At 72.1% G+C, this 26,812-nt stretch carries 30 protein-coding genes and 1 pseudogene; 16 read left to right on the top strand and 15 right to left on the bottom strand.

What is annotated here, in order from left to right; all coding sequences use genetic code 11:
* Nucleotide 1: 1 nt before the first annotated feature.
* The gene (locus tag H0S67_RS24190) at nucleotides 2-2,239 is read right to left on the bottom strand and encodes an ATP-binding protein (protein ID WP_246355044.1); all 2,238 of its coding nucleotides are present in this window, start codon (nucleotides 2,237-2,239) and stop codon (nucleotides 2-4) included.
* Nucleotides 2,240-2,344: 105 nt separating this feature from the next.
* Here H0S67_RS24190 and H0S67_RS01720 point away from each other — a divergent pair, with 105 nt between their 5' ends.
* Together H0S67_RS01720 and H0S67_RS01715 are read left to right on the top strand one after the other, a co-directional pair.
* Complete coding sequence (locus H0S67_RS01720; RefSeq protein WP_180935191.1) at nucleotides 2,345-2,917, top strand: TIGR03086 family metal-binding protein; 573 nt, start codon at nucleotides 2,345-2,347, stop codon at nucleotides 2,915-2,917.
* Between the two features lie 136 nt (nucleotides 2,918-3,053).
* Nucleotides 3,054-4,313, top strand: coding sequence for a glycoside hydrolase family 1 protein (locus H0S67_RS01715; RefSeq protein WP_180935190.1), 1,260 nt, complete (start codon nucleotides 3,054-3,056; stop codon nucleotides 4,311-4,313).
* A 7-nt stretch (nucleotides 4,314-4,320) separates the two neighbouring features.
* Here H0S67_RS01715 and H0S67_RS01710 read toward each other — a convergent pair whose 3' ends face one another.
* Nucleotides 4,321-4,989: a hypothetical protein gene (locus tag H0S67_RS01710; protein ID WP_180935189.1), complete on the bottom strand. Its 669-nt coding sequence runs from the start codon at nucleotides 4,987-4,989 to the stop codon at nucleotides 4,321-4,323.
* A gap of 95 nt (nucleotides 4,990-5,084) precedes the next feature.
* On the opposite strand from H0S67_RS01710, the gene H0S67_RS01705 reads away from it, so the two are divergent.
* Nucleotides 5,085-5,831, top strand: a complete 747-nt coding sequence (locus H0S67_RS01705; RefSeq protein ID WP_180935188.1) for a lipoate--protein ligase family protein — start codon at nucleotides 5,085-5,087, stop codon at nucleotides 5,829-5,831.
* Nucleotides 5,832-5,847: 16 nt separating this feature from the next.
* Here the strand turns inward: H0S67_RS01705 and H0S67_RS01700 are convergent, their stop codons facing one another.
* Complete coding sequence (locus tag H0S67_RS01700; protein ID WP_180935187.1) at nucleotides 5,848-6,105, bottom strand: PspC domain-containing protein; 258 nt, start codon at nucleotides 6,103-6,105, stop codon at nucleotides 5,848-5,850.
* 207 nt (nucleotides 6,106-6,312) lie between these two features.
* Between H0S67_RS01700 and H0S67_RS01695 the strand changes: the two genes are divergently transcribed.
* The 4 genes from H0S67_RS01695 to H0S67_RS23025 all read left to right on the top strand — a co-directional run bounded on the left by H0S67_RS01695 (nucleotide 6,313) and on the right by H0S67_RS23025 (nucleotide 9,545).
* On the top strand, nucleotides 6,313-6,918 hold the full coding sequence (locus H0S67_RS01695) for a hypothetical protein (RefSeq protein ID WP_180935186.1): 606 nt from the start codon (nucleotides 6,313-6,315) through the stop codon (nucleotides 6,916-6,918).
* Nucleotides 6,919-6,956: 38 nt separating this feature from the next.
* On the top strand, nucleotides 6,957-7,547 hold the full coding sequence (locus tag H0S67_RS01690) for a carboxymuconolactone decarboxylase family protein (RefSeq protein ID WP_180935185.1): 591 nt from the start codon (nucleotides 6,957-6,959) through the stop codon (nucleotides 7,545-7,547).
* Nucleotides 7,548-7,573: 26 nt separating this feature from the next.
* Nucleotides 7,574-8,353: an alpha/beta fold hydrolase gene (locus H0S67_RS01685; protein WP_219635433.1), complete on the top strand. Its 780-nt coding sequence runs from the start codon at nucleotides 7,574-7,576 to the stop codon at nucleotides 8,351-8,353.
* Between the two features lie 103 nt (nucleotides 8,354-8,456).
* Nucleotides 8,457-9,545: a carboxymuconolactone decarboxylase family protein gene (locus tag H0S67_RS23025; RefSeq protein ID WP_219635432.1), complete on the top strand. Its 1,089-nt coding sequence runs from the start codon at nucleotides 8,457-8,459 to the stop codon at nucleotides 9,543-9,545.
* A 24-nt stretch (nucleotides 9,546-9,569) separates the two neighbouring features.
* Here H0S67_RS23025 and H0S67_RS01670 read toward each other — a convergent pair whose 3' ends face one another.
* The 8 genes and pseudogenes from H0S67_RS01670 to H0S67_RS01635 all read right to left on the bottom strand — a co-directional run bounded on the left by H0S67_RS01670 (nucleotide 9,570) and on the right by H0S67_RS01635 (nucleotide 16,109).
* A complete protein-coding gene (locus H0S67_RS01670) occupies nucleotides 9,570-10,484 on the bottom strand; it encodes a fumarylacetoacetate hydrolase family protein (RefSeq protein ID WP_180935184.1) in 915 nt (304 codons plus the stop codon).
* 10 nt (nucleotides 10,485-10,494) lie between these two features.
* Nucleotides 10,495-11,267 (bottom strand): annotated as a pseudogene (locus H0S67_RS01665) (SDR family NAD(P)-dependent oxidoreductase).
* A complete protein-coding gene (locus tag H0S67_RS01660; RefSeq protein ID WP_180935183.1) occupies nucleotides 11,264-12,220 on the bottom strand; it encodes a VOC family protein in 957 nt (318 codons plus the stop codon). Before H0S67_RS01660 ends, H0S67_RS01665 begins: the two are co-directional and overlap by 4 nt.
* A 31-nt stretch (nucleotides 12,221-12,251) precedes the next feature.
* Nucleotides 12,252-13,025: an SDR family NAD(P)-dependent oxidoreductase gene (locus H0S67_RS01655; RefSeq protein ID WP_180935182.1), complete on the bottom strand. Its 774-nt coding sequence runs from the start codon at nucleotides 13,023-13,025 to the stop codon at nucleotides 12,252-12,254.
* Entirely contained in the window at nucleotides 13,022-13,447 is a 426-nt protein-coding gene (locus H0S67_RS01650; protein WP_180935181.1) for a VOC family protein, read from the bottom strand. Before H0S67_RS01650 ends, H0S67_RS01655 begins: the two co-directional genes overlap by 4 nt.
* Nucleotides 13,444-14,820, bottom strand: a complete 1,377-nt coding sequence (locus H0S67_RS01645) for an aldehyde dehydrogenase family protein (RefSeq protein WP_180935180.1) — start codon at nucleotides 14,818-14,820, stop codon at nucleotides 13,444-13,446. Before H0S67_RS01645 ends, H0S67_RS01650 begins: the two co-directional genes overlap by 4 nt.
* Nucleotides 14,817-15,812: a fumarylacetoacetate hydrolase family protein gene (locus H0S67_RS01640; protein ID WP_180935179.1), complete on the bottom strand. Its 996-nt coding sequence runs from the start codon at nucleotides 15,810-15,812 to the stop codon at nucleotides 14,817-14,819. The genes H0S67_RS01645 and H0S67_RS01640 overlap by 4 nt, the downstream gene beginning before the upstream one ends.
* A 6-nt stretch (nucleotides 15,813-15,818) precedes the next feature.
* On the bottom strand, nucleotides 15,819-16,109 hold the full coding sequence (locus H0S67_RS01635) for a putative quinol monooxygenase (protein ID WP_180935178.1): 291 nt from the start codon (nucleotides 16,107-16,109) through the stop codon (nucleotides 15,819-15,821).
* Between the two features lie 192 nt (nucleotides 16,110-16,301).
* Here H0S67_RS01635 and H0S67_RS01630 point away from each other — a divergent pair, with 192 nt between their 5' ends.
* Nucleotides 16,302-17,294: a sugar ABC transporter substrate-binding protein gene (locus H0S67_RS01630; RefSeq protein WP_180935177.1), complete on the top strand. Its 993-nt coding sequence runs from the start codon at nucleotides 16,302-16,304 to the stop codon at nucleotides 17,292-17,294.
* Nucleotides 17,295-17,328: 34 nt separating this feature from the next.
* Here H0S67_RS01630 and H0S67_RS01625 read toward each other — a convergent pair whose 3' ends face one another.
* Entirely contained in the window at nucleotides 17,329-17,676 is a 348-nt protein-coding gene (locus tag H0S67_RS01625; RefSeq protein ID WP_180935176.1) for a hypothetical protein, read from the bottom strand.
* A 53-nt stretch (nucleotides 17,677-17,729) separates the two neighbouring features.
* Between H0S67_RS01625 and H0S67_RS01620 the strand changes: the two genes are divergently transcribed.
* The 8 genes from H0S67_RS01620 to H0S67_RS01585 all read left to right on the top strand — a co-directional run bounded on the left by H0S67_RS01620 (nucleotide 17,730) and on the right by H0S67_RS01585 (nucleotide 23,962).
* Nucleotides 17,730-18,407, top strand: coding sequence for an ABC transporter permease (locus tag H0S67_RS01620; RefSeq protein WP_180935175.1), 678 nt, complete (start codon nucleotides 17,730-17,732; stop codon nucleotides 18,405-18,407).
* 1 nt (nucleotide 18,408) lies between these two features.
* Complete coding sequence (locus H0S67_RS01615) at nucleotides 18,409-19,212, top strand: ATP-binding cassette domain-containing protein (RefSeq protein ID WP_180935174.1); 804 nt, start codon at nucleotides 18,409-18,411, stop codon at nucleotides 19,210-19,212.
* Between the two features lie 10 nt (nucleotides 19,213-19,222).
* The gene (locus H0S67_RS01610; RefSeq protein ID WP_180935173.1) at nucleotides 19,223-20,212 is read left to right on the top strand and encodes an alpha/beta hydrolase; all 990 of its coding nucleotides are present in this window, start codon (nucleotides 19,223-19,225) and stop codon (nucleotides 20,210-20,212) included.
* 13 nt (nucleotides 20,213-20,225) lie between these two features.
* The gene (locus H0S67_RS01605) at nucleotides 20,226-21,368 is read left to right on the top strand and encodes an FAD-dependent monooxygenase (RefSeq protein WP_180935172.1); all 1,143 of its coding nucleotides are present in this window, start codon (nucleotides 20,226-20,228) and stop codon (nucleotides 21,366-21,368) included.
* Entirely contained in the window at nucleotides 21,368-22,744 is a 1,377-nt protein-coding gene (locus H0S67_RS01600) for an FAD-binding oxidoreductase (RefSeq protein WP_180935171.1), read from the top strand. Before H0S67_RS01605 ends, H0S67_RS01600 begins: the two co-directional genes overlap by 1 nt.
* Nucleotides 22,674-22,961, top strand: a complete 288-nt coding sequence (locus H0S67_RS26355) for a glutaminase (RefSeq protein ID WP_180936679.1) — start codon at nucleotides 22,674-22,676, stop codon at nucleotides 22,959-22,961. Before H0S67_RS01600 ends, H0S67_RS26355 begins: the two co-directional genes overlap by 71 nt.
* 151 nt (nucleotides 22,962-23,112) lie before the next feature.
* Nucleotides 23,113-23,505, top strand: a complete 393-nt coding sequence (locus H0S67_RS01590) for an SHOCT domain-containing protein (RefSeq protein WP_180935170.1) — start codon at nucleotides 23,113-23,115, stop codon at nucleotides 23,503-23,505.
* 31 nt (nucleotides 23,506-23,536) lie between these two features.
* The gene (locus tag H0S67_RS01585) at nucleotides 23,537-23,962 is read left to right on the top strand and encodes a hypothetical protein (protein WP_180935169.1); all 426 of its coding nucleotides are present in this window, start codon (nucleotides 23,537-23,539) and stop codon (nucleotides 23,960-23,962) included.
* Between the two features lie 14 nt (nucleotides 23,963-23,976).
* Here H0S67_RS01585 and H0S67_RS01580 read toward each other — a convergent pair whose 3' ends face one another.
* The 3 genes from H0S67_RS01580 to H0S67_RS01570 form a co-directional block, all read right to left on the bottom strand.
* Nucleotides 23,977-25,062: a WD40/YVTN/BNR-like repeat-containing protein gene (locus H0S67_RS01580; RefSeq protein WP_180935168.1), complete on the bottom strand. Its 1,086-nt coding sequence runs from the start codon at nucleotides 25,060-25,062 to the stop codon at nucleotides 23,977-23,979.
* Nucleotides 25,063-25,178: 116 nt separating this feature from the next.
* Entirely contained in the window at nucleotides 25,179-26,261 is a 1,083-nt protein-coding gene (locus H0S67_RS01575) for an NHL repeat-containing protein (protein ID WP_180935167.1), read from the bottom strand.
* Nucleotides 26,261-26,755: an RNA polymerase sigma factor gene (locus H0S67_RS01570; RefSeq protein WP_180935166.1), complete on the bottom strand. Its 495-nt coding sequence runs from the start codon at nucleotides 26,753-26,755 to the stop codon at nucleotides 26,261-26,263. Before H0S67_RS01570 ends, H0S67_RS01575 begins: the two co-directional genes overlap by 1 nt.
* Nucleotides 26,756-26,812: the final 57 nt, after the last annotated feature.

Here is a 26,812-nt window from a genome sequence, read left to right as displayed (position 1 = left end):
CTCACGGGTGGTCGCGCCGTCGGCGATCAGCCGCAGGACCTGCAGCTCGCGGGCCGTCAGGCGCGGCGGCTCCGCCGGCGCGCCCCTCGGCCGCCAGGGCGCGACGGGCCAGCTCGATCTGGTGCAGGGCGTACGACGCGGTGTCCCGGACGACCATGGCGCGGCCCGCCGCGTCGTACCGCTCCGAGGCCTCCTGCCCGAGCTGCTCGTCGAGCCGGCCACCGAGGTCGGCCAGGCCGGGCACGTGGTGGAAGCTCGCCTCCTCCCCGGCCATGGCGCCCAGGACGGTGCGCGCGACACCCGGACGGTCGAGCCGCTCGAACAGGGCCGGGAGGCTGGCCAACGAGATGACCAGCTGGGCCTCGGCGCCGGACCTCACGAAGGCCTCCACCGAGACCGCGAAGAGGCGCAGCGCCGTCTCCAGCTGGCCGTCCGAGGTGTGCAGCAGGGCGGCGTCGCGGGCCAGGAACCCCTCGAAGAACCGCACGTCGTGCTCGTCCAGGTAGGCCACGGCCTCGTCCCAGGTCTGCAGGGCGCGCTGGGGATCCGTCCTCGACCAGGCCAGCCCCACGATCCACAGCGTGTAGGTGAGCCAGTAGGGGTTGCCCAGCTCGCGCGCCGCGGCAACGGCAGGCTCCGTGAGCGGCAGCGCCTCGTCGACCCGTCCGGCCGACTGCAGGCCGTCGACGTAGGCGGCGATCCCGTACGCCCGCCCTCGGCCGGGCATCCCGGCGACCTCGCGGGTCAGCTCGACGTAGCGGTCCAGGTGCCCGCAGTAGACCTGGCCCAGCGCCTCGATGAAGGTCGCGTAGCCCGGCTCGCAGGACTCGTGGCCGGGGCGGCCCTCCAGCTCGACTGCCCGGTGGGCGTTCGCGGACGCCACCTCCGCCCGGCCCACGAAGCAGGCGTATCCCGCCGCGGCGTACAGGCGCGGGAGCCGCCGCACCCCGGCCTGCTCCGCTGCCGGCAGCACGGCCTCGGCCCACCCGATGGTCTCGAACAGCTCGACGGAGAACCCCATCAGGGCGGTGTGGGCGGCTACGTCCGTGGCGGTCTCGACCCGGCCGCGGTCGAGGCTCCACCGGTACGCCGACCGCAGGTTGGCCAGCTCGGTCTGCACCCAGTCGACCTGGGTCCGCCACCCGGGACCGTTCCAGAGCTCCCACCGGCGTACGGCCTCGCCGGCGAGGTACGCCGCGTGCCGGTCGTGGGCCGCGTCGCGCCCGCCGGTCTCGGCCACCCGCTCGTCGGCGTACGCCCGGATGGTCTCGAACAGGCTGTAGCGGGTCCGTGCGGAGCCGTGGTGGGCGATGACCAGGGACTTGCGCACCAACGAGTCCAGCAGCCGCAGCACCTCGACGTCGTCGCCCGCCCCGGCGACGGCGCAGAGCGCGTGGAGGTCGAAGCCGCCCGAGAACACCGACATCGTGCGCAGGATCGCGCGCTCGTCGTCGTCCAGCAGGTCGTAGGACCAGCCCACCGCGTGCCGCAGGGTCGCCTGGCGGTCCGGCCCCAGCTCGGGCCCGGTCAGCAGCCGGAGCCGGTCGCCGAGCCGGTCGCACACCTCGACCGGGCTCATGGACGCCATCCGGGCCGCAGCGAGCTCGATCCCCAGGGGCAGCCCGTCGAGCGTCGCGCAGATCCGGATCACCGCGTCCGCTGTCTGCTCGTCGAAGATGCCGAAGCCGGGTCGCACACCGCGGGCCCGCTCGACGAACAGGGTCACCGCGTCCGAGGTCACGCCGTCCACGGCCAACGGGGGCACGTCCACCAGGGCCTCGCCCGGCCCGCGCAGGTGCTCCCGCGACGTCGCGAGCACGTGGGGCGCGTCGGAGCGGGCCAGGACCTCACCGATCGCCTCCGCGACCGCCGGGAGCAGGTGCTCGCAGTTGTCCACGACGACGAGCACGCGACGTCCGGCCAGTGCCTCGGCCACCGTGTCGATGACGCGGGCACCGCCCTGCGCGGTGATGCCCAGGGCGGTGGCGATCGCGTCGGGCACCGCGTCGGCGTCGCCCACGGGTGCCAGCTCGACCAGCCACACACCGTCCGGGAACTCGTCGGCGAGCTCCGCGGCGACGGCCAGGGCGAGCCGCGTCTTCCCGACGCCTCCCACCCCGCTCAGGGTCACCAGCTGCCGCGAGCGGACCAGCGAGGCCACCTCGGCGAGGACCCGCGAGCGCCCGACGAGAGCGGTGGTGGAGCGCGGCAGGTTCCGGCGGCCGGCCTGCGTGCTCACCGTGCCAGTCTGACATCGGCGCCGTCGGCCCCGCGGCCCCGACGACGTGCCCTCACGGCGAGCGTGGTGTCTGGTTCAATCGACGTATCGACCAGGGAGGTGCCGATGGACGACCTGATGCTCCTGGAGCACGCCGAGGACCAGCTCGACCGGGTGATCCAGGGCCTCGACGAGGCGGAGATGACCGGCGTCACCAACTGCCCGCCCTGGACCGTGCGCCGCCTGGCCAGCCATGCCCTGAAGAACCAGCTGTTCTGGGCGGGCACCGTCACCGGCCGGCAGCTGATGACGCAGGAGGAGGCGATGGCCGCGGTCGCGTACGACGGCGACCTGGCACCGATCGCCGCCGACGTCACCGCCCGGGTCGTGGAGCTGTGGCGCGGCGACGGCGTGGTCGACGCGCAGCACGAGACCCCGTTCGGCGTACTGCCCGGAGCGGTGGTGCTCGACTTCGCGATCATCGACGCTGCCGCACACGCCTGGGACCTCTCGGCGAGCCTGGGCCGCGCGATCGAGTTCCCGGCCGAGACGATCCCCGCGATGAAGGGCGTCGTCGCGACCACGTGCACCGACCACGCGGTGGAGCTCGGCCTGATCAAGCCCCCGGCGGAGCCGCCCGCGGACGCCACCGACACCGAGCGGCTGATGGCCGCCGCCGGCCGATCGATCCCTCGCTGACCCCCGGCCGGATCGGGCGCCTGCGCCCGCTGATGCGAGGTATCGCCGACGCCGTGTTCCGCCCCGGCGGGAACTCGACTTTGCTGGTCGACGAAGCCCGCCGCGACCGGGAGCCGAGCACGACGAGGAGCCACGCATGACCCAGCGAACCTTCCCGAGCACCTTCCTGTGGGGTGTGGCCGGCTCGGGCCACCAGACCGAGGGCGACAACGTCGACAGCGACACCTGGTACGCCGAGCACGTCTCCCCCACCGTGTTCAAGGAGCCGTCGCTCAAGGCGTGCAACAGCTGGGAGCTGTGGCGCGAGGACATCGAGCTCGCGGCGGGGCTGGGCCTGGACGCCTACCGCTTCTCGGTCGAGTGGGCCCGGGTCGAGCCGGTCGAGGGCACCGTGTCCGACGAGGTGCTGGACCACTACGAGGCGGTCGTCGACGAGTGCCTCGCCCGGGGTCTGGCGCCGGTCGTGACGTTCAACCACTTCACCTCGCCGCACTGGTTCGCCCTGCGCGGCGGCTGGCTCGACCCCGAGGCGCCCGCGCTGTTCGCCCGCTACTGCGACCTGGTGATGTCACGCTTCGGCGACCGGATCGCCGTCGCCATCACGATGAACGAGCCCAACCTGGCCCGGCTGCTCACCTGGCTCCAGCTGCCGGACTTCGTCCGCGACCTCGAGCGGGCCACCCTCGCGGCAGCGAGCGAGGCCGCCGGCGTACCTCGCTACCGGCTCTCGAACGTCATGCTCCCCGAGGAGATGGACGCGATCGCCGACGGCATGACCGCCGGCCACGTCGCGGCGCGCGCCGCCATCAAGGCCCGCCGCCCCGATCTCCCGGTCGGCCTCTCGATCGCGGTCGTCGACGACGTCGTCGTGGGCGACGACCCTTCGGTCCGCGACCGCAAGCGCGCCGAGGTCTACCAGCGCTGGCTGGAGCTGGCCCGCGACGACGACTTCGTGGGCGTGCAGAACTACGAGCGGGTGCCGTACGACGCGTCCGGCGCCGTACCGCCCCCGCCCGGCGCCGCGCTCAACCAGATGGGCACGGAGATCGAGCCGCTGTCCCTGGCCGGTGCGGTCCGCTATGCCTACGAGGTCGCCGGTGTCCCGGTGCTGGTGACCGAGCACGGGATGGCCAGCGACGACGACACCCTCCGGGCCGCCTTCATCGAGCCCGCCCTCGACGGACTGCACGACGTGATGGCCGAGGGGGTGCCGGTGCTGGGCTACTGCCACTGGACGCTGCTGGACAACTTCGAGTGGATCTTCGGCTACGACTTCCACTACGGGCTGCACGGGGTCGACCGGGAGACGTTCGCGCGCACGCCCAAGCCGAGCGCGGGCGTGTACGCCGCGTACGTGCAGGCGCAGGCCACCCGGCCCGCCCCCGCGTCGGCCTGAGGGACCGTCAGGGCCGGGCGGCGACCCGCTCGGCCAGGCGCGAGGCGGCGAGGGCCACGACGTCCGCGGTCTCCGGGTCCGCCGCGGCCTGCTCCGGCACCAGTCCGCCGAGGAGCGCGGCCGGCTGCGTGAGCCACACCCAGGCGCGCCAGGGGTCCATCCGGGCCGCGAGCAGCGGCTCGAGCACCGCAGCGAGCTCGGGCCTCGGCTGGCCCTCGGGGGTGAGCTGGAAGGCGGGCACGATCGCGCGCTCGTCCGCCGGCACCACCAGCAGCCGGTGGGTCTGGCCGGCCTTGTGGACCGCGAACCGGGTTGCCTCGAGCGATGTGCCGCGGACCTCGGCGAGGGTCTCGTAGGTGAACCACCGGCCGGCGAGCAGCTCACCGCGCACGCGCGCCTGCCGGGCGATCAGCACCAGCGGCACGGGCACGGCGTGCTGCGGGTCCGAGCCCTCGCTGTGCAGCAGCCGGTCGAGCTCCGCGAGCCGGTCGGGGGCCAGCGGACCACCCGCGTCCGGCTCGCTCCAGACGGCCCGGCCCTGCTCGTCGCGCTCGAAGGTGGGCAGGCCCGCCTCGGCCAGGTGCGTGGCGAGGTCGAGGTCCTCGAGCCAGGCGGCGAGCCGCTCGCCGAGCTCGTCCACCCGCGGGTCGTCCTGGGTGCCGTCCGCCGAAGTCATGGTCCAAGCCTGAGGCACCCGCCCGCGCGACGGCGAATTCCCCGAGCCCCGCGTGCTGTCGGGAGCCTGCTTGGGAGGTGCCCGATGATGGGCGCATGCGGTTCCTGCGCGGTGCTCTGGTCGACAGCGAGCCGGCGCTCGAGCTCGCCCTGGCCCGCGCCCTGGTGATGGACGCGGGCTCCGGGCCGGTCGAGGAGTCGTTGCGGGTCTACCGGCCGGCCTCGCCCGTGGTCGTCTTCGGCCGCCGTGACACCCGGCTCCCCGGCTTCCCCTCGGCGGTCGCCGCGGCCCGGGCCGCCGGCTTCGAGCCGGCGGTGCGGGCGACGGGAGGCAGGGCGGTGGCCTACACCTCCGACGCCCTGGTGGTCGACCACGTGCGGCACGAGCCCGGCGCGACCGGTGGGCAGGATGCCCGCTTCGAGACGTTCGGCGAGATGTTCGTGGACCTGTTCCGGGGGTTCGGCGTCGACGCCCGCCTGGGCGCCGTACCGGGTGAGTACTGTCCGGGCGCCCACAGCGTGAACGCACGCGGCGTGGAGAAGCTCGTCGGCACCTCCCAGCGGATGGTCCCCGGCGCGTGGCTCTTCAGCTCACTCGTGGTGGTGGGGGACGAGGGCCGGCTCCGGCCGGTGCTCGCGGAGGTCTACCGCTGCCTCGGGCAGGAGTTCGACGAGGGCTCCGTGGGCTCGCTGTCCCGCGAGGTCCCGGGCCTCGACGTCGACACCGTGGAGGCGGCCGTCGTCGACGCCTACGTCGCGGGCCGTCCCGCGACTCCCGTGCCGGTCCCCGATGACCTGCTCGAGACGGCCCGCGACCTGGTCGACCAGTACCGAATCCGCTAGGTGCACCCGCCCTGGTTCAGGTTGCGGGCGTCGGCGGGACGGGCGACGGCCGCACCCCGACCGTCTCCTCCGACGGCATCAGGATCCACAGGATCGGGTAGGCGAGGATCTGGCTGCCCGGGATGACCATGAGCAGCAGCACGAAGAGGAGCCGCGCGGTCCACGGAGCGAGTCCGAACCGGCGCCCGAGGCCGGCGCACACACCTCCCAGCACCCGCCCGTCCCGTGGCCGGACGAGGCCCTGCTGGGCGAAGGTCTGGTGGATGTCGTTCATGGTTGCTGCCCTTCCTTGACTTCAGTTCGGTTCGGTTGTCCGGGGCTTCTCCCCGACACCTCCACTGTGCGCCGCGCACGGTGTCCGCCACATCGGGCGCAGCCCTGAGCCACCCCCGGTCGTCGCGGTCCGGCACGTCAGGGTCGGGAAGGGAAAGTTTCACCGCGTTCCCGCACGCAGGCGACGTCCCGCGTGAATACTCCGCGCATGTCCACGACACCGCCGGCTCGGCCGACTGCCGCGCCTCCCGCGTCGCCTCCGCGCGGCGCCGCACCCCGGCGCCACCCCGGTGCCGGTTCGGCGCTCGCGGTCGCCGGCGTGCTGCTCGTCGTCGGGGCCGGGCTCGCAGCACGTTGGTGGACGCATCCGGCCCTCTTCGACGACGCAGGCGATGCCTTCGTCGCCGACCCGGTCCCGGTGGCCGAGGCTGCGCTGCACGCCGGCGTGGTCCTTCCGCCCGTGGACCCGAAGGACGAAGCGGTCGTGACGATCCACAACGTCCGGGCACACTTCGTCACCAACACGGCGCGCGCCACCGCGTCCTTCTCCATCTGTCGGGGAGGCGGCACCCTGATCGGGTACGTGCACGGCGATCTCCACCGGTACTGCCCGGACGTCGTGCCGCTCGACGAGCCCACCCGCTTCAGGTACGCCGCGGACTCGGGCGACGTCCTCGTGCTGACCCTGTCGCCCCGACAGGCGGGCAGGGCCCGGGTCGACGGCGTACACCTCGACTACGCGCTCGACGGGTCGCACCTGTGGCAGCGCGGCGACCAGACCATCGCCGTGGACGTCACCGCCCGAGCGCGCTGACCCTCGCGCGCCCGCGCGCCGGGGGTCAAGATGGAGGCATGTTCATCGACACCACCCCGGAAGAGGCCGCCGAGGGCGCCCTCGCCGAGTTCTACGGGCAGCAGCGAGCGGCCTGGGGCTTCCTGCCGAACTTCGCCGAGGTCTTCTCGACCCGACCGGACGTGGCGAAGGCCTGGGCCAACCTGAACAAGACGGTGCGTGACGGGATGGACCGCCGCCGCTTCGAGATCGCCACCATCGCGGCTGCTCGGGCGCTGCACTCGACGTACTGCACCGCCGCGCACTCGAAGTTCCTGCGCGACGAGTGCCACGACGAGGCCGCCATGACCGCGATCGCGCGGGACCCGAGCGGCGCGGGCCTCGACGAGCAGGACCGCGCGGTCTACGAGTTCGCCGCGCGGGTGGCCCGGGACGCGTCGTCGGTCGAGCAGAGCCACGTCGACGCGCTGCACGAGGTCGGGCTGACCGACGCCGACGTCGCGGACGTCGTCTTCGCGGCGGCCGCCCGGTCCTTCTTCACCCGGGCCCTCGACGGGCTCGGGGCCCGGCTCGACGTGCAGACCGCCGCGACCTTCGCCCCGGACATCCTCGAGTCGATGGTGGTCGGACGCCCGGTCGCCGAGGCCTGAGCGGCACCGCGTGGTCGGTTGCCGAAGTGGAGACTCCAGCCGGCCCGATCGCGATCCACCACGTGGAGCACGGAGCCGGCCGACCGGTGCTGGTGCTGCACGGTGCCGGCGTCGACCACCGCGAGCCCGAGGCATGCTTCGAGCCCGTCTTCAGCGGCGTGCCGGGGTTCCGGCGGATCTATCCCGACCTGCCCGGCATGGGCCGGACGGCGGCTCCCCAGCGGCTGCGCAGCGCCGAGGACGTCCTCGCCACGCTCCGCGACTTCGCCGCGGAGGTCACCGACGGCACTCCCTACCTCCTCATCGGCCACTCCGCCGGCGCCTACTACGCGCAGGCGATGGCCGCGAGGATGTCGCGGCAGGTCGCTGGCCTCGCGCTGATCTGTCCGCTGCTGCCGGGCGTGCGTGACGTCCCGCAGCACCGCGTCGTCGCCGGGTCCGGCGAGATCGGCGACGACCGGTTCCGGAGCTACTTCGTGGTCCAGAGCCCGGAGATGCTCGAGCGGTACGAGCGCCACGTCGCCCCTGCCGCCAGGCTCGCCGACCAGGAGGCGCTCGAGCGAATCGGTGGGAGGTGGGAGCTCGCGCCCGCTGACGGACCGGCGTACGCGGGTCCGACACTGGTCGTGGCGGGCAGGCTGGACTCGACGGTCGGGTACGCAGCCGCCGCCGACCTCCTCGACCACTACCCGCACGCCTCGCTCGCGGTGGTCGATGACGCCGGGCACGCCCTGCCGCACGAGCAGCCGGACCTCCTGCGCGCGCTCGTCACCGAATGGCTCGCGCGCGTCGAGCGCTCGGCCTGAGACGCAGCCACCGAGCGGCTGGCGGCCCCCGTGTCACAACAGGGCGCCGGCCGGTGTCTCCATGGGGAAACCGATCCCACACGTCGATCACGATGGAGGAGACATGACCAGCACGACCCGGGTGCCCGCGGCGGAGATCACCGGCGTCAAGGGCGCACTGACGAAGCGGATGGCCATCAAGACGCTCGGCAAGGTCCCGACCGCGGTCGGGGTGTACTGGCACAACCCCAAGGTGCTGATGACGACCTTCGGCCTGGGCGGCAAGGTGCAGAAGTGGGACGCCTGCGACGAGCAGCTGAAGTCGTTCGCACACATGGCGGTCGCCTCGATGGTGGGCTGCAGCTGGTGCCTGGACTACAACTACTTCCAGGCCCACAACGAACATCTCGACCTCGAGAAGGCTCGAGAGGTGCCGCGGTGGCGCGCGTCCGACGCCTTCACGGCGCTCGAGCGCGACGTGCTGGCGTACGCCGAGGCGATGACCCAGACCCCACCGACGGTCACCGACGAGATGTCGACGCGGCTGCTCGAGCAGCTGGGCGCACCGGGCCTGGTCGAGCTGACGGCCATCATCGGGTTCGCCAACCTCACCACACGGGCCAACGTCGCGCTCGGCATCGAGTCCGACGGCTTCGCCCAGGCCTGCGGCCTCAGCCCCTGGCCCAGCCGACCGGGGACCCGTCGCTGTCATGACGCCACCTCCGTCCCCCGCAGCCCCGCACTCTCGAGGACCGGAGAGATGATGAGCGGCATGCTGGGGGACAGGTGGGGCGTCACCGATCACGAGACCACGCTGCACTACCCGTGCGACGACTTCGTCGCCGCTGCGAACCTGCAGGCGTGGAGAGGCGTCACGGTGCATGCCACTCCCGCGGTGGTGTGGTCGTGGGTCACCCAGGTCAGGGTGGCGCCGTACTCCTACGACTGGATCGACAACCGCGGGCGCCGGTCGCCCCGGCAGCTCGTGGACCTTCCCGAGCCGCGGGTCGGTGAGGCGTTCACCTCCTCCGGCTCCCGACCGCTGGGACGGATCGTGTCGGTCGACCGCGGACGCCACCTGACGGCGACGATCATGGGCGCGTTCATGTCCTACGTCCTGATTCCCACGACACCACGACGAGGCTCCTCCTCAAGGTCTCGATGTCGACCAACCGCCTCGCGGCTCCGGCCATCTGCATCGGCGACCTGGTGATGGCGCGACGCCAGCTGCTCAACCTCAAGCAGCTCGCGGAGCGCGCACCCGACCACCCAGAACCCCGATCGCCTCGACCTCCATCGTGACCTCGTCGCCGGGCTCGAGGGGCGGCGGGGTCCGGGTGCCGTTGCGGCCCCAGAGCTCGGCGAGGCAGCCACCCCCGCCGGTGGTGCCGGAGGCGAGGAGGTCGCCGGCGAGCACGACGGAGTCGCGGGACGCGTGGGCGATCATCTGGGGAAAGGTCCAGTGCATGTGCGCCAGCCGGTCGTGCCCGATGACGGTGCCGTTGACCGAGACACGGCAGTCGAGGTCGAGGAAGCCGTCGGCGTCGTGGCGTTCCTCGACCTCGTCCGCGGTGACGATCCAGGGGCCGATCGAGGTGGCGAAGTCCTTGCCCTTGGCCGGTCCGAGGCCCACCTGCATCTCGCGGGACTGGAGGTCACGGGCCGACCAGTCGTTGACGATCGTGTAGCCGAAGATCGCCGCGCGGGCCTCCTCCTCGGTGAGCGACGAGCCGCCGCGGCCGAGCACCACGCCGACCTCCAGCTCGAAGTCGAGGGCGCGGCAGGTTGCCGGTCGCGGGATGGGCGCGCCAGGGCCGTAGAGGGCGTGGGGGTTGGTGAAGTAGAACGTGGGCGCGTCGTACCACGCCTCCGGGACGCCGACCGCGTGGTCGATGCTCCGGCGCACCCCCTCGACGTGGCTCTCGAAGGTCACGAAGTCCCGGATGCTCGGCGGCTTGTAGGGCAGCTCGAGGGACACCGCGGCCAGGGGTACGCCGGGCCCGGCGAGCGCCGCCGCGCCGAGCTCGAGCGCCCGGCCGAGGCCGAGCGCGACCATGTCCCCGACGGAGTGGCCGGGCACCTCGTGCACGAGCCCGGCGGCCACCACCGCGGCGTACGCGCGTCCCTCGTGGCTGACGGTCGCCAGCCTCATGTCGCCAGCCTCATGACGGCCGCGTCGCGTCGGCGATGCCCTTGTGGGACACGTGTGCGGTCAGGCCGCCGTCGATGACGATCTCGGCGCCGTTGTAGTAGGCCGCGTCGTCGGAGACCAGGAAGACGATCGTCGGCGCGATGTCGGCGGGCACGCCCACCGGCCGAGCGGGATCTCGGCGAGCGCGGCCTCGGTGAACGCCGGTGAGGCCGAGGCCATCAGCGGGGTGTCGACGAGGCCGGGCATCACCGCGTTGACGCGGATGCCGCGCTCCCCGAGCTCCAGCGACGCCGTGCGGGTCAGGCCACGCAGCGCCCACTTGCTCGAGGTGTACGCCACGGCCGCGTGGCCGGCCATCGCGGCGACCGAGCAGATGTTGACGATCGAGGAGCCCGGCCGCATCAGTGGCACCAACGCCTGGATGCCGAGCATCGGCCCGGTGACGTTGATGTCGAAGGTGCGCTGCCAGGCGTCCAGCGAGACGTGGGGCAGCCGCTCGCGGGCGGCGACGCCGGCGTTGTTGACCAGCGCGTCCACCCGCCCGTGCACCGAGTCGATCCGGGCCGCCAGCGCGGCCCACTCCTCCGGGCTGCGGACGTCGAGGTGCCGGTAGTCGACGGCCAGCCCGTCGGCGGTGAGCTTCTCCGCCAGGACCTGCCCCTCCTCGTCGAGGACGTCGGTCGCGAGCACCGTCGCGCCCTCCCGAGCCAGCGCCTCCACCTCCGCCGCACCCTGCCCGCGGGCGGCGCCGGTGACGACGACGACCCTGTTGTCGAGCCTCATGGCTCAGACCGGCGGGGCGACGAAGACGCCCTTGTCGGGGGTTCGTTGAACGAGTCCCGGGCGATGATCTCGGACATCGGGTCGGCCGTGCCCCAGATGTCCTGCGTCATCGGGTCCGCGATGTCGTAGAGCGAGGGGTGCCACTCGTCGGTCTCGATCTTCGCGAGCTCGGTGGTGTACTCCATCGTGTTGCCGCTCGGGTCGAGGAAGTAGGTGAACGTGTTGTTGCCGGCGTTGTGACGACCCGGGCCCCAGATCTTCTTGATCCCGGCACGCATCACCCGACCGGTGCCGCGCATGTACTCGTCGAGGCCGCGCATCTCGAACGACACGTGGTGCACGGAGGTGAACGGACCCTTCGCGATGGCGAAGCTGTGGTGCCAGTCGTTGCACCGCATGAAGTGCATCATCTCGCCCATGTGCTCGCTCCAGAGCGTGTCGGAGAGCTTGAAGCCGAGCACCCCTGCGTAGAAGTCCCTGGTCCGGTTGGGGTCCTGGCTGTTCATCACCGCGTGCGAGATACGGACCGGGATGGCCTCTCCCTCCTCGATCGCCCGGTGCTGACGCGTCTCCACGTCGGCCGAGATCTCGACGGTCCGGCCGTCCACGTCGAAGAACCGGAAGCCGTACCCACCGCCGGCGGTCTGCAGCACGCCGGGCTCGCTGACGAGCTGGACTCCTCCGGTGCCGAGCTTCTGCGCGAGCGCGTCCACGGCCTGCGGGCTCTCGGCACCGAAGGAGATCAGGTCGAGGCGCTTGTCGTCCGTGCCGCGGAGGCGGACCACGTACTGCTCCGGGGAGCCCTCGGCGGCGAAGTACGACAGGTCGCCGTCCTTGCCGACCTCGGTGAGGCCCCACGTGTCCTTGTAGAAGGTGCGCTGCGTCTCGAAGTCGGGCACGGCGAGGTCGACGTGCCGCAGGTGGGTGATGCCGTGCTCGTTGAGGTGACTCATGGTTGCTGTTCCTTCTCTTGTGGCGGGGTGCTCAGCCGAGGACCGAGCCGCCCCCGTCGACGACGATGTTGGTGCCGCTGATCCACGAGGACTCGTCGGAGGCCAGGAAGATCGCGGCGTTGACCACGTCCTCGGGACGGCCGTGCCGTCCCAGGGGGATGCGGTCGAGGACGACCCCGGGGAAGCGTTCCGACGGGTCGGCCAGCAGTGGTGCGGTGTTGGGGGTCTCGGTCATGCCCGGGCTGATCACGTTGGCGCGGATCCCGTGCGGCCCGCCCTCGACCACCAGCTGCTGGGTCAGGGCGATGACGCCGGCCTTGGCGCTGGCATGGGCGTTCTGCGACATGAACTCCACGCCGCGCAGCGCCGCGATGGAGCCGACGTTGACGATCGAGCCGCCGCCGTACGCCTTGAGGTGCGGCCAGGCGGCGCGCACCGTGTAGTAGACGAGCGAGAGCTCGTTGCGCATCGTGAAGTCCCACTCCTCGACGGTGAGCTCGTCGATCGCGCCGAAGCGCTGGGTCGAGGCGTTGTTGTAGAGCACGTCGATGCCGTCGTACGTCGCCACCGCGGTGTCGACCCACTCGCGCGCGGCGGCCGCGTCCCCGAGGTCGACCCCACCCATCACGGTGATCTCGCCGCCCTCGGCGCGGACCAGCTCCTGGGTGCGGGCAGCGCCGTCCTTGTCGAGGTCGCAGCCCACGACACGGGCGCCCTCGGCCGCGAACATCCGCGCCGCGGTCACCCCCATGCCGCCGGCGACGCCGGTGATCAGCGCGATCTTGCCGGTGAGGCGCCCGGTCATCGTGCCGCTCCCGCGGACGTGCGGTCGAGCAGCTCGACCAGGTTGCCCTCCGGGTCGGCCACGTAGGCCATCCGCACCCCGGGCTCGGGTGAGGGCCGCGGCGACATCCGGTCGGTGGCGCCCGCGACGACCAGGGCGGTGTACGCCGCGTCGACGTCGGGCACGTCCAGCGCCAGGTGACCGAAGCCGCGGGTGAGGGCGGCGTCGACGGGGTTCGCGGCCTGGGGCCCGGCGGCACTGCCCGTCCGGTGCAGCAGCTCGATCGCCCACCCGTCGGGGTGGCGCAGCATCGTGCCGCGGAAGTCGACGTGGTCGAGGGCGAACTCGAGCTCCACCGTCAGGCCGAGCTGGGCGCAGTACCACTGCCGCATGGCTTCGAGGTCGCCCACGGCCAGGCCGACGTGGTCGAGCGTGCCGGTCATGCGACCACCACCGTCCGGACGTTGGTGAACTCCCGGACGCCCTCGGCTGACAGCTCGCGGCCGTAGCCGCTGCGGCCGGTGCCGCCGAAGGGCAGCCGCGGGTCGGAGGCGACCGGGGTGTTGACGAAGAGCGCCCCGGAGCGGATCCGCCGGCCCACGGCCAGCGCGTGCTCGGCCTGGCCCCACACCGACGCGCCGAGCCCGAAGTCGGTGTCGTTGGCGAGCTCGACGGCGTGGTCGTCGTCGCGGGCACGGACGACGGCGGCGACCGGGCCGAAGGTCTCCTCGGCGAAGGCAGCCATCCCGGGCAGCACGTGGTCGAGCACGGTCGGCTCGACGTAGCAGCCCGGCGCGTCGACGGCACGCCCACCGGTGACCAGGGTTGCTCCCTCGGCGACGCTGCGTTCGACCTGCGCGAGCAGGGCGGCGCGGAGGTCAGGGCGGGCCATCGGCCCCATCGTGGTGGCCGGGTCGGCGGGGTCGCCGAGCCGCAGCATCGCGACCTGCCCGACCAGCAGCGAGAGGAACTCCTCGGCGACGGCGTCGTGCACGATGAAGCGCTTGGCCGACACACGGCTCTGTCCGGCGTTGCCGAAGCGGGAGCGTGCGGCGGCTGCCGCAGCTGCCGTCAGGTCGGCGTCGGCGAGCACGACGAAGGGGTCGGAGCCGCCCAGCTCGAGGACGCTCTTCTTGACCGCGGCGCCGGCCGCGGCCGCGACCGCGGCGCCGGCCCGCTCGCTGCCGGTGAGGGTGACCGCGGCGACCCGGGGGTCGGCCACGACCCGCGCGCTCACCGCGGCGACCTCGTGCGGCGCGACGACCAGCGCGCGGAACAAGCCGGAGGGGGCACCGGCGTCGGCGAAGAGGTCCTCGATCGCCAGGGCGCAGCCGGTCACGTCGGGGCTGTGCTTGAGCAGCGCCGCGTTGCCGGCGGCCAGCGCCGCGCACGCGAAGCGGAGCACCTGCCAGAACGGGAAGTTCCACGGCATCACCGCGAACACGACGCCCAGCGGCTCGTAGGACAGCCACGAGCGGGAGGCGCCCGAGAGCACCTCGTGGTCGGCCAGCCAGCCGGGGGCGAGCTCGCCGACGACGGCGCAGTTCCAGGCGCACTTGTCGACCTCGGCGAGCGCCTCGGTGACCGGCTTGCCCATCTCGGCGGTGATCAGCGCGGCGTACTCCTCGCGACGCTCGGTGAGCAGCTTGCCCACGCCGCGCAGCAGGGTCAGCCGCTCCTCGAGCGCGGTGGTCCGCCAGGCCTCCGAGGCGGCGTACGTCGACGCGAGCGCGGACTCGACCGCGGCGTCGTCGTGGCCGGCGTACCGGCGCAGCTCCCGGCCGGTCGCGGGGTTGCGGGTGACGACCTCGGTCATGCCGACACCGCCGTGACGTCCGGCCGCACCCGCCGACGGGCGGGGACGCTCGCGGGCACGTCCTCGGTCGCAGCGACGACGGTGTTGCGGATCGAGCCGAGCCGCTCGATGGCCATCTCGACCACGTCCCCGACCTGCAGCGGCGGGGGCGTCAGCGCTCCGGTGCGTCCCCACGACTCGGCCAGCGCCCCGGAGGCGCAGGTGCCGGAGGCGAGCACCTCGCCGGCCTTGACCCACGACGCGCGGGAGGCGTGCGAGACCAGCTGCTCGAAGGACCAGCCCATGTGGCCCGACCGGTCGGCGCCGAGCTCGACTCCGTTGACCCGCACCGCCATCTCGAGGTCGAGGAAGCCGTCGTCGTCGCGGCAGTCCTCGAGCTCGTCGGGGGTGACGACCCAGGGGCCGATGGTGGTGGCGAAGTCCTTGCCCTTGGAGGGACCGAGCTTGAGCCGCATCTCCTTGCCCTGCACGTCCCTGGCCGACCAGTCGTTCATCACGCAGTAGCCGCCGATGGCCTCCCGGGCCTGGGTCGGCGTCACGTTGCGCACGTCGCGGCACACGATCGCCGCGATCTCCAGCTCGAAGTCGAGGCGCTCGGTGTCCGGCGGCATCGCGACGTCGTCGTGGGGCCCGGTCACCGCATGGGGTGCCATGAACAGGAAGACCGGGGCGTCGTACCACTCCTCCGGCGTCCCGGCGTTGCCCTGGCCACGCTCCATCCCCTCCACGTGGGCCTCGAAGGTGAGGAAGTCCCGCATCGCGACCGGGTAGACCGGCGGCAGGAGGACCACCTCGTCGGGGTGCAGGCCGTCACCCTGAGCGGCCACGTCCGCAGCGGCCTCCCGCTCGTCGCGGTCCGCGGCGAGCAGGGCGACGAGCTCGGTGCCGTCCGCGAAGGGGTGGATCGACCAGCCGGCCCCGTCGCCCAGCACGAGTCCCACGTGCCTGGTCGGGTCCGGCTCGCCGAGTCGGCGGAACGCGGCCAGTCTCATCCCAGCTCAGCCGATCGTCTCGAAGAAGGCGCGCTCGCGGCTGGCCAGCACGGGGATGGCCTGCCCGAGCGCATACTCGCCGAAGTGCTCGGACGCACCGTGCGCGGCGTACGCCGTCTCGTCGTCGTAGACCTCGAAGAGGCGGAAGACGGTCGGCTCGGCCGGGTCCTGGTAGGCCTGGTAGAAGCGGTTGCCCGGCTCCATCCGCGAGGGTGGGGTCAGCTTCTCGATCGCGTCCAGGACGACGTCCTCCTTGCCGGGTTGTGCGGTCCAGGTGGCGCTGACGACGTAGGCCATGGGTTCTCCTCGAAGGTGGTGTCTCAGTGGTGGCGCCATCACGCTAGGTCGCCGCGCGACCCCGGGGGAAAGAGCGGACGTCGATGGTTGGCATCACTCCGATCGGGGTTCCGGAGTGCCGGGACCGGGGGTTTCCTGTGACGGACCACACAGGCGGCCAGTCCGGTTCGCCACCGAGCTCCAGGAGTGACCATGACGTCCCTGACCACCCCGAAGCGGAAGACGGCGCTGGCCGCCGTGGCCGCCGGGAGCCTCATGCTCCTCGCCGCCTGCGGCGGCAACACGCAGCCCGCCGCCGGCGCCGACCCGAGCTCCGGCTCCGGCTCCTCGTCCAAGAGCATCGCCTTCTCACCCCTGGGCCTGCAGATCCCGGCCATGCAGGACCTCTCCAAGGGCGTCCAGGGCTACGGCCAGAGCAAGGGCTACACGGTCACCGTTCAGGACCCGGCCCTCGACCCGCAGAAGCAGTCCACCGACCTGCAGAGCGTCATCGAGTCCGGCAAGGTCGGCGGCGCGTGGGTCATCGCCGTTCAGCCGTCGGCGCTGTCGGCCCTGGTCAAGACCGCCCAGCAGAAGAAGGTCGCGCTGCTGCTCAACGGCGTGCCCGCGGACTACGGCCTGTCCGGCATGCAGCCCGGCATCACCTTCGACCAGATCGACTACGAGGCCCAGGGACAGGCAGCCGGCGAGGAGCTCGGCAACTGCATCAACGACAAGCTCGACGGCAACGCCCAGGTGCTCTTCGAGGAGTCCTCGCCCGGCACCGCCGGCAAGGACCAGTACGAGGGTGCGGTGAAGAAGGCCCTCGCCGCAACGGCCCCAGGCGCCAGCATCGTGGCCACCACCACGGTGACCGAGCGGGCCAAGGCGCAGACCGACGTGGGCAACGCACTGCAGGGCCACCCCGACATCAAGGCCGTGTTCGGCCAGAACGACGAGGGCGCGCTCGGCGCGATCGGCGCCTTCGCCTCGGCGGGCAAGGACCTGCCCTGCGTGACCGAGACCGGCGGCAACGACGAGGTCCTCCAGGCCGTCAAGGACGGGAAGATCTACGCCGTCGTGGCGCTGCAGTTCGCCGAGGACATGACGCAGTCCTTCGACACGCTGACCGCGATGATGGCCGACCCGACCAAGGACGGCCAGCAGCTCACCGTGCCGCAGAAGGTCATCAAGGCCGGGAGCTGATCGTGACCATGACGACCCCCGCCACCACTCCCGATCAGGCCGCCGCGGCCGCCCCCGACACCGGTGCCGCGACCGGTGCCGAGACCGGCCCCGAGGCGACCACCGTCCCCACCGGGCACGAGATGCCGCGCACCATCACCGCGCTGGTCTTCGTCCGCGACCGCGGGATCTTCATCCTGTGGGGACTCCTGATCGCGTTCTTCGCGTTCTGGTGCTCGCCGTACTTCTTCACCACCGACAACGCCATCCTGGTCGCGAATGCCGGGGCGCTCACCGCCCTCTTCGCGGCCGGGGTCGGCATCGGCGTGATGACCGGCGTGCTGGACCTCTCGCTCCCGGGCACGGCGGCCTTCGCCAGCTGCGTCTGCGGCTGGCTGCTCACCCACGGGGCGAGCACCTGGGAGGGCCTCGCCGCGGGCATGGTGTGGGGTCGTCGTGGGCCTGGTCAACGGGTTCATCGCCCTGCGCGGCTTCAACCCGATCATCATCACCATCGGCACGCTCTCGGTGCTGTCCGGTCTCGCGGCGGTCGTGGCGGGGGGCTACACGTTCCCCGGCCTGACCCAGCTGGAGTTCATGGGCACGCACCGCTACTTCAACGTGCCGGCGCCCGTCTACGTCGTCGCCGTCGTCTACCTCGTCGGCACGGTCTTCCTGACCCGCACCCGTGACGGGATCCGGCTGATGGCCGTCGGCGGCAACGCCGAGGCCGTACGCCGGGCTGGCATCCACAGCAGCCGCTACACGGTGCTCGGCTTCGTGATCTCGGGCCTGCTCGCCGCACTCGGCGGCCTGGTCACCACCGCCGTCGTCACCGAGGCCAACCCGGCCGCCAGCCCGTCGATCATCTTCACCGCGCTGACCGCGGTGGCGCTGGCCGGCGTCGCGCTGACCGGCGGGCGGGGCAGCCTGCCCCGCGTCCTGGTCGGAGCGCTGATCCTGGCCACCATCTCCAACGGCCTGACCATCCGCGGCATCCAGCCCTACTGGGCCACCGTCGTGACCGGCGCGCTGCTGCTGGGCTCGCTGCTCTTCGAGCGGGTCATCCAGGCCAGCGTCTCCAAGCGGCTGATGGCCACAGCCAACCTCTCCGTCCACCAGAAGAAGGTCTGAGATGACGACGACCCCTGTCGGGACCCCGGCCCTCGAGCTGCGCGGCGTCGACCTCCACTACGGCTTCGTCCGGGCGCTCGACCAGGTCGACATCCACGTCCTGCCCGGCGAGGTGGTCGGCCTCCTCGGCGACAACGGCGCCGGCAAGTCCACCCTGCTCAAGGTGATGTCCGGGGCCCACCGCCCCTCCGCCGGCACGATCCGGGTGCGGGGCGAGGCGAAGACCTTCCACGCCCCGAGCGACGCCTCGTCCGCCGGCATCCAGATGGTCTACCAGGACCTCGCGCTGGTGGAGGCCCAGGACATCTCGATCAACCTCAACCTCGGCGAGGAGAAGCTGCGCCGCGGCCCGCTCGGCTGGCTCGGCTTCGTCGACCGCAAGGCGATGCGCAAGAGCTCCGAGGCCGAGCTGGAACGCCTCGGTGTCCGCACCGCCCCGATGAGCCGGCCGGTCGAGATGCTGTCCGGCGGCCAGCGCCAGGTCGTCGCCCTGGCCCGCAGCGCGATCCGGGTGAACGGCGAGTCGCAGGGCGTGCTGCTCCTCGACGAGCCCACCGCCGCGCTCGGCTACGAGCAGACCCGCAACGTCGAGCGGTTGATCCGCCGGATGGCCGACCAGGGCATCGCGATCATCGTCGTCACCCACGACCTCCCGCTCTGCTACGAGGTGGCCGACCGGATGGTGATCCTCAACCGGGGCAGGAAGGTCGCCGACGTCCCGGTCGCCGGGACCGACCGCGACCACGTCGTCGGCTGGATCACCGGCTCGCGCGCGTCGATGTTCCCGGCCTCGACAGCGGTCTGAGGACACAGGGATGGGCATCCATGAGGCCGTCGCGTCACGCTTCCACCTGCTCGACGGCATCGCGTCGTTCGAGCAGCTGATGGGCGACCCGGCCCTCGAGGAGCGCTTCCACGCGTTCATGCAGCACCGCGACGCGGCGCCTGCGCCGGACACCACGACGTACGACACCACCGCGCCGGGTCCGCACGGTCCCGTGCCGGTGCGGGTGTACGGCGACACGTCGGCCGGCGGCAACACCGGCCGACCGTGCCTGGTGTGGCACCACGGCGGGGCGTTCGTCATGGGCGACCTCGACATGCCCGAGGCCGACCGGGTGGCCCGCGAGATCGCGGTCCGCGCGGACGCCGTCGTCGTGAGCGTGGACTACCGGCTCGCGATCGGTCCCGTCACCTACCCGGTGCCTCTCGACGACTGCGTGGCCGCGGTCCGCTGGGTCCGCGAGCGAGCCGGCTCGCTCGGCGTCGACGCAGGCCGCATCTCGGTCGGCGGTGCCAGCGCCGGCGCCAACCTCGCGACCGCGGCCACCCTCCGGCTGCGCTACGAGGACGCCTGGCTCCCGGCGGCGCTGCTGGCTGCCTACGGCGTCTTCCACCCCGAGCTCCCACCCGCCGGCCGGGCGCTGGCCGCGCGCATGGACGAGGTGCCCGGGCTGCTCCGCTTCCGCCCGGCGGCCGTCGCCGGCTTCAACGCCAACTACGTCGGTGGGCCTGCCACCGCCTGCGACGGCTACGCGATGCCTGCCCTCGCCGACCTCGCAGGGCTCTGCCCCGTGCTCCTCGCCAACGCGGAGTACGACGACCTGCGCTCCTCGGGCGAGTCCTTCGCGGCGGCGCTCGGCACCGCCGGCGTGGACGTGCAGCAGGTCGTCGCTCGCGGGGTGCTCCACGGCTTCCTCAACCTCCCGGCCGAGGTCGACCCCGTCGGCCGCGTGCTCGACCTGATGGCAGCCGCAGTCGCCGCCACCCCTGCCTCGATCCCCCACCCCGTCCCCGTCTCCTAGGAGGAGATCCCCCATGGCCGAGTCCCAGACCCCCCGTGTCGAGCGAGTCCTCGTCGTCGGCGGCGGCATCACCGGTGGCGTGCTGTCGCTCGCGCTGGCCCAGCGCGGCGTCGAGGTCGTCCTCGTCGACCTGCGCAGCGAGCTCGGCGGCGTCGGCCACGGCATCACGCTCCAGGGCAACGCGCTGAAGGCGTTCCGAGCCGTCGGCATCTACGACCAGCTCGCGGAGCACGGCTTCCCGTTCAGCCACCTGCGGCTCAAGACGGCCGACGGAAACGTGATCGCCGAGATCCCCACACCCCCGATGGGTGGTCCCGACCTGCCCGGCACCATGGGCGCGGTCCGGGGCGACATCGCCGACATCCTGGCCGACGAGGTCGAGAAGGCGGGTGTCGACGTACGCCTGCGGACCACCGTCACCGCCATCGAGGACCACGGGGATGCCGTCACCGCGACGCTCTCCGACGGCACCACCGAGACCGTCGACCTGCTGGTCGGCGCCGACGGGATCCGTTCCCAGGTCCGCTCGATGATCGGGATCGACACCCAGCCGCACCCGGTCGGCATGGGCATCTGGCGCACGGTGGCGAAGCGTCCGGCCGGGATGGACTGCTCCGAGCTCTACTACGGCGGCCCCAAGTACAAGGCCGGCTACACCCCCATCTCCGAGGACCTCTGCTACGCCTTCCTGCTGGAGGAGAACCTCGACCGCTCCTTCGTCGGCGAGGGTCCCCACGGCGCCGTGCTCAAGGAGCGCGGCCAGGGGTACGGCGGCCTCTGGGGCGAGGTCCGCGACAGCCTCGCCGACGACGCGATCGTCAACTACCAGTGGATCGAGGCGATCTGCGTCGACTCCCCCTGGCACCGCGTCCGGTCCATCGTCATCGGCGACGCCGCGCACGCCTGCCCGCCGCTGATCGCCCAGGGCGCGGCCATGTGCGCGGAGGACGCGGTGGTCCTCGCGGAGATGCTGACGTCCGGCGACAAGGTCGAGGACGTGCTGCCGGCGTTCATGGAGCGGCGCTACCCGCGCGTGAAGATGGTGCTCGACAACAGCCTCCAGCTCGCCGAGTGGGAGATCCACCCGGAGACCCCGGGCGCCGACCCCGGCCGGATCATGGGCCAGACGCTGCACGCGCTGGTCGCCCCGGCCTGATGGGCGTCGACCTGGACGCCCTGACCGGGACGCTGGTCCTGCGCGACGACCCGGCGTACGCCGACGCCCGGGTGGAGCGGATCTTCAACCGGCGGCTGTCCTCGCGGCAGCCGGCGGCCGTGCTGAAGGTCGCCGACGAGCGCGACGTGGTGCTCGGCGTCCGGCTCGCGCGGGAACGGGGCTGGCGGGTGGCGGTCCGCTCCGGCGGCCACAGCTGGGCGCAGTGGTCGGTCCGCGACGACGCGCTGGTGCTCGACCTCGCCGCCCTCCAGGAGATGGACCTCGACCCGGAGACCGGGATCGTCCGGGTCTCCCCCGCGGTCCAGGGCGGCGCCCGGCTCGCGCCGTACCTCGCCGATCACGGGCGCTTCTTCGTCGGTGGGCACTGCCCCACCGTCGGCCTCGGCGGCTTCCTGCTCCAGGGCGGCCAGGGCTGGAACGCGCGCGGCTGGGGCTGGGCCGCGGAGTACGTCGAGGCGATCGACGTGGTGACCGCCGGCGGCGAGCTCGTGCGCGCCGACGCCACCCAGCACAGCGACCTCTACTGGGCCGCCCGCGGCGCCGGGCCGGGCTTCCCCGGGGTCGTGACCCGCTTCCACCTGCGCACCCTTCCGGCGCCCGGCCATGTCGCGCAGACCGTGCAGGCCTTCCGTCTCGAGGACTTCGACGAGGTGATGACCTGGCTGCACGACAGGCACGCCAAGGTCGCCGACTCCGTCGAGATCGTGGCGCTGACCAAGACCGACCGGACCATCGCGGACGAGCCGGTGCTGCTGGTCACAGGCGTGACGCTCACCGACGACGCCGCCCAGGCGGACCGGGCACTCGCCCCGTTCCGGGACAACCCCGCCCTCGACCGGGCGATCCTGGTGCTCGACGCCGTGCCGACGACGCTCGAGGAGCAGCGGAAGCGGCAGCTCGAGGACAACCCCGAGGGGCACCGCTGGGCCGTCGACAACGCCTGGCTGAGCGGGCCGGCCGCGCGGGTGGTCCCGTCGATGCGCCGGGCGTACACGACCCTGCCCAACGACAAGGCGTTCACGATCTGGTTCAGCATGGCGCCGCTGCGGTCCCTGCCCGACATGGCGTTCTCGATGCAGTCCGAGGTCTACCTCGCGTCGTACGTCGTGTGGGAGGACGAGGCCGACGACGAGCGGCACCGGCAGTGGCTGGCCTCGGTGATGGCCGACCTCGAGCCGGTCACCGTCGGGCAGTATCTCGGCGACGGCGACCTCAGCCGGCGCCAGGTGCGCTTCATGGCCGACGACAGCTGGGCGCGGCTGCAGCAGGTCTGCGCCGAGCGCGATCCCGAGGGGCTCTTCGTGGGCTACCTCGCCGGCCCGGACGGGGCCACCAACCGCAACCACTGGGCCTAGCCGCCTCACCTGCGGCACGTACGACTCGGCCGGCGAGCTTGCCTACCGCGTCGGACTGTCGGCCAAGAGCGGCGTCGGCGGCGGCATCTTGGCCGTCATCCCCGACCGGGGTGTCGGCTGCGTGTGGAGTCCCACGCTGGTTGCTTCCGGAAGCTCTGCAGCCGGGCTGGCCGCGCTGGACGCGTTCACGACGTACTCCGACTGGACGGTCGTCTGACACCCGCCCCCTCCTCTGATGTGTCGAGGTCGGCGGTGGCGCGGCGGTCGACGTCTCATCCAAGTCGGGGATGCCTTCGGCCGCTGATCGCACGATGCTGCGACAAGAAGCCGGGGGATCCACCCTTTTGGCCCCGTTGAGAGGTCGCCTCATGTTCAACGACAACGGCTCGTTCCTGCTGGCCCTGTTCGAGTTCTTCCTGTTCTTCGCCTGGTTCATGTGCCTGTACTGGGTCCTTTCAGACATCTTCAGGAGCAAGGACCTGGGCGGAGGCATGAAGACGCTGTGGGTGATCTTCGTGATCGTCATCCCGTGGCTGGGCATCCTGGTCTATCTCATCGCTCGTGGGCACGGTATGCACGAGCGTCAGCTGGAGCAGGCCAAGGAGATCCAGGCGGCTCAGGCGGAGTACATCAAGTCGGTCGCCGCACCGTCCTCAGGCGACCCTGCCGGCCAGATCGCCAACGCCAAGGGTCTGCTCGACAGCGGGGCGATCACCCAGGCGGAGTTCGATCAGATCAAGGCGAAGGCGCTCGCTTCCTGAGGGCTGGAGCAGGGCCGTGAGGCTGGAGCCGTTGTACCGGATTCGCTTCACCTACCCCGAGAGCTGGGCGGTCTCCCTGGAGGGCGGCTGGGAGCAGCACCTCTACCTCGCTGAGGGCCGCTGTGAGGGCTCCGTCGTCGGTCGGTTCCGCGGCGCCAACTTCCCCTACCGCCGGACGTCGGAAGGGCCGTTCTGTCCCGACTTCCGTGCCGTCATCGTCACCGACGACGAAGCGACGATCATGGTCGATCTCCAGGGATACGGTCGCGCCTACCCGGCGGGCCGCCGGCAGATCGTCGGCTCAGTCCGCCACACCAGCGACAGCGATGCCTACCGCCGCCTCAACGATGTCGTGTGCGTGTGCGTCGGAGAGGTCCGTGCCCAGGACGACCCGGCGGACAGCCCGAAGCTCGTGGTCGACGTCGCCGAGCTCGTCTGGGAACCGATCGCCGACTGAGGCGGCGGCACCTGTCAGCGGACGAGGCGCGCCACCCGGCCCCCGCCGCCGGCTGCCCAGCAGGAACCGTCCCGCGTGCAGTCGAGGGCGTGGTAGCCCGTGTCGCTGATCCGGGTCCAGGTGCGACCGCCGTCGCTGCTGATGCTGGTGCCCATCACGTCGCCGGACTCCCCGGTGACGACCAGGCGGTCTCCGCGACCCGGCAGGTAGGCGACGTCCTCGCCGAGGTGGGTGAGGTCGCCGGCGTTGCGCCAGGTGTTGGCGTGCCGGGTCGTCGCGACGACGTCGTGGCCGTCGGCCGGGTCAGCGAAGTCGCCTCCCACGGCGATCCCCTGCGACGGCGTACGGAAGGCCAGGGCGAAGACGCCCGCGGCCTCGCCTGCCGGGATCGTGGACGGGCTGGCGGTCCAGGTCAGGCCGCGGTCGTCGGACCGGAAGACACGGGTGTCGCCACCGCCGGAGCCGAAGTAGGCCGAGTGGCCGGCCGTGACGAGGCAGTCGCCGCTGGCGGCGAAGCCGTACTCGGTCGGTGCCTCCGGCATGCCGTCGCTGGGCAGGACGGTCCACGAGCGGCCGAAGTCGTGGGTGGCGAGGATGCGGAACTTCCCGTCGACCGGGTCGCCCATCACCAGCCCGTCCCGGCCGCCGGGGTAGAACGCCATGCAGTCGTAGAACGCCGCCGGGTCGTCGTTGACGAAGGCCGAGTCCCAGGTCGCGCCACCATCGGTGGTGCGGTAGATCCGGGACGCGTCGCCCGGCCCGATCGCGAGGATCACGGCCTCCTCCGCGCTCCGGGCCTCGACGTCGCGGAAGAGCAGGCCCTCCGTTCCGGCGGGGCTCACGTCCGCCCAGGTCCGACCGCCGTCGGTCGTCCGGAACACCCGGCCCGGCGCACCCTCGGTGGCGCTGCCGCCGGTCACCCAGGCCGTGCTGCGGTCGACGGCATCGAGGCCGCGGAAGCTCTGGTCGGCGTCGATGATGCTCTGCTTCCACGACAACCCGCCTGGGGGTGTCGCACTACCGGCGGCCTGGGCTGCGCTGCCCAGGAAGGGAGTGGCGAGGAGAGCGGTGGCGAGGAAGAGGGTCCCGAGACGAAGCATGGCGGCACTCTGCTCCGCGTCGGGCTGTCTGTCCACACCTCTTTCGGCATGCGTCGTCAGCGGTCGGTCGCGCTGACCCAGGTCCGGGCCCTGGGCCCTGACCCAGGGCTCCCTCGTCACCGGTCGACAGCCAGCTCCAGGATCGAGCCATAGCCGACCGAGACAGCGAGACCTCGCGGGCCGAAACGGGGTGCGGTGATCATGGGCGAGTGGGGCCAGGCGCCGACCAGCCGGTGGCTCGGGTCGTAGATCTGGATCAGGTTCCCTGTCTCCTTGGTGGGGATGCAGCCTGTCACGTAGACGTAGTTTCCGGAGTCGACGGTCGTGTCGCAGGCGCCCTCGGGGAAGTCGGAGGCGTGACCGCTGGTCTTGCCGTGACCGAACGCATCGACCTCCTCCCCCTGGGGAGAGAGGTACACGATCCGGCTGGTGTCGTCGTTCGCCACGACCAGACGGCCGTGGCTGTCGAGACTCCCGAAGTGCGTGTGCCCGACGAGATCCGGCGGGGCACCGGTCCCCCTGGGCCCGCCCAACCGCCATTCCTGGTCGCCGTTGGGGGACAGCTTGGTCAGCGCCGTCCGGCTGTCGTCGCTGAGGTAGACCGACCCGTCCGGGCCGACGGCGATCGCGGTCGGGTACACGAACTGGCCCGCCCTTCCTCCGAAGCTGCCCATCTGCCGGATGAACTTTCCGGAGCTGGTGAACACCTGGACGCGGCCGTTCCCGGAGTCTGCGACGTAGACCCGACCCTGTTGATCCACCGCGATCCTCCCCCCTTCCGCGAGCCGGAACCGGCCCGGTCGTGCGCCATCTCCTCCCCAGGTGCGGACCACTCGTCCGGAGGTGGTGGCCTCGGTGACCGTCTGGTGCACGGAGTCGGTGATGTAGAGTTTTCCGTTGGGCCCGATCGCCGCCGCCTCTGGCTTGGCCAGGCCCAAGGAGGACGCCGAGAGCGTGCGAACGACGCGGAGGTGCCGGGCGGGCTCGGGGACCTGGTCCGTCTGACGGCCACTGAGCAGGTAGACCGCCGCGGCTGCGCCCGCGACCAGCGCGGCAACAGTCGCAGCGGTGAGCACCCGCCGGCCTCGGCTTCGCCGGAGATCGGATCGGGCGGTGGCTGCCCGGCCTTCCGTCGGGACCTGGAGCGCGTCCAGCCGCTGGTGGATGCCTCGCCGGATGACGTCGTCGATGTCGCTCATCACAACCCCTCCGCTCGTGAGACGCACGTCCGCAGGGACTCCCTCGCACGATGCAGATGCACCTTCACCGTCGACACCGAACATCCCAGCACGCCTGCCACGTCCTCGACGGACAGGTCTTCGTAGTAGAACAAAGCAACGACGGCGCGTTGTTGTGCCGGCAGTGACCGCACCGCAGCCCACAAGGCGTCGTCGGCCCCGACGGGCGAGAGCGCATCCGACACGGTGCTCGCGGCGGCGCGGCGCTCGAACCACGAGCGTCTCGCCTCCCGCTTGGTCACCTGCACGGCCTTGCGGATCGCAACCCGCCGCACCCAGGCACCAGGCCGGTCGTAGCGCGACACCCGCCCCCAATGGCGCAGGAGCTCGAGAAACGCCTCCTGAGCCACATCCTCGGCACGACCGATGTCCTGGCACACGACAAAGACGGCGCGGACCACGCCTGAGAACTCGGCGTCGAAGAGTTCCTCGAACTCACGATCGTCTACGCCCATGACTCCCCCTGAGCGCCGCCGCGCTCGGCTGGTCTTTCGAGGCTAGATCGCCTTCAG

This window comes from Nocardioides ungokensis, from assembly GCF_013466985.1.
Lineage (GTDB): Bacteria > Actinomycetota > Actinomycetes > Propionibacteriales > Nocardioidaceae > Nocardioides > Nocardioides ungokensis.
The sequence above is the reverse complement of the archived record's forward strand: the minus strand, read 5'-3'. Positions and strand labels throughout refer to the sequence as shown.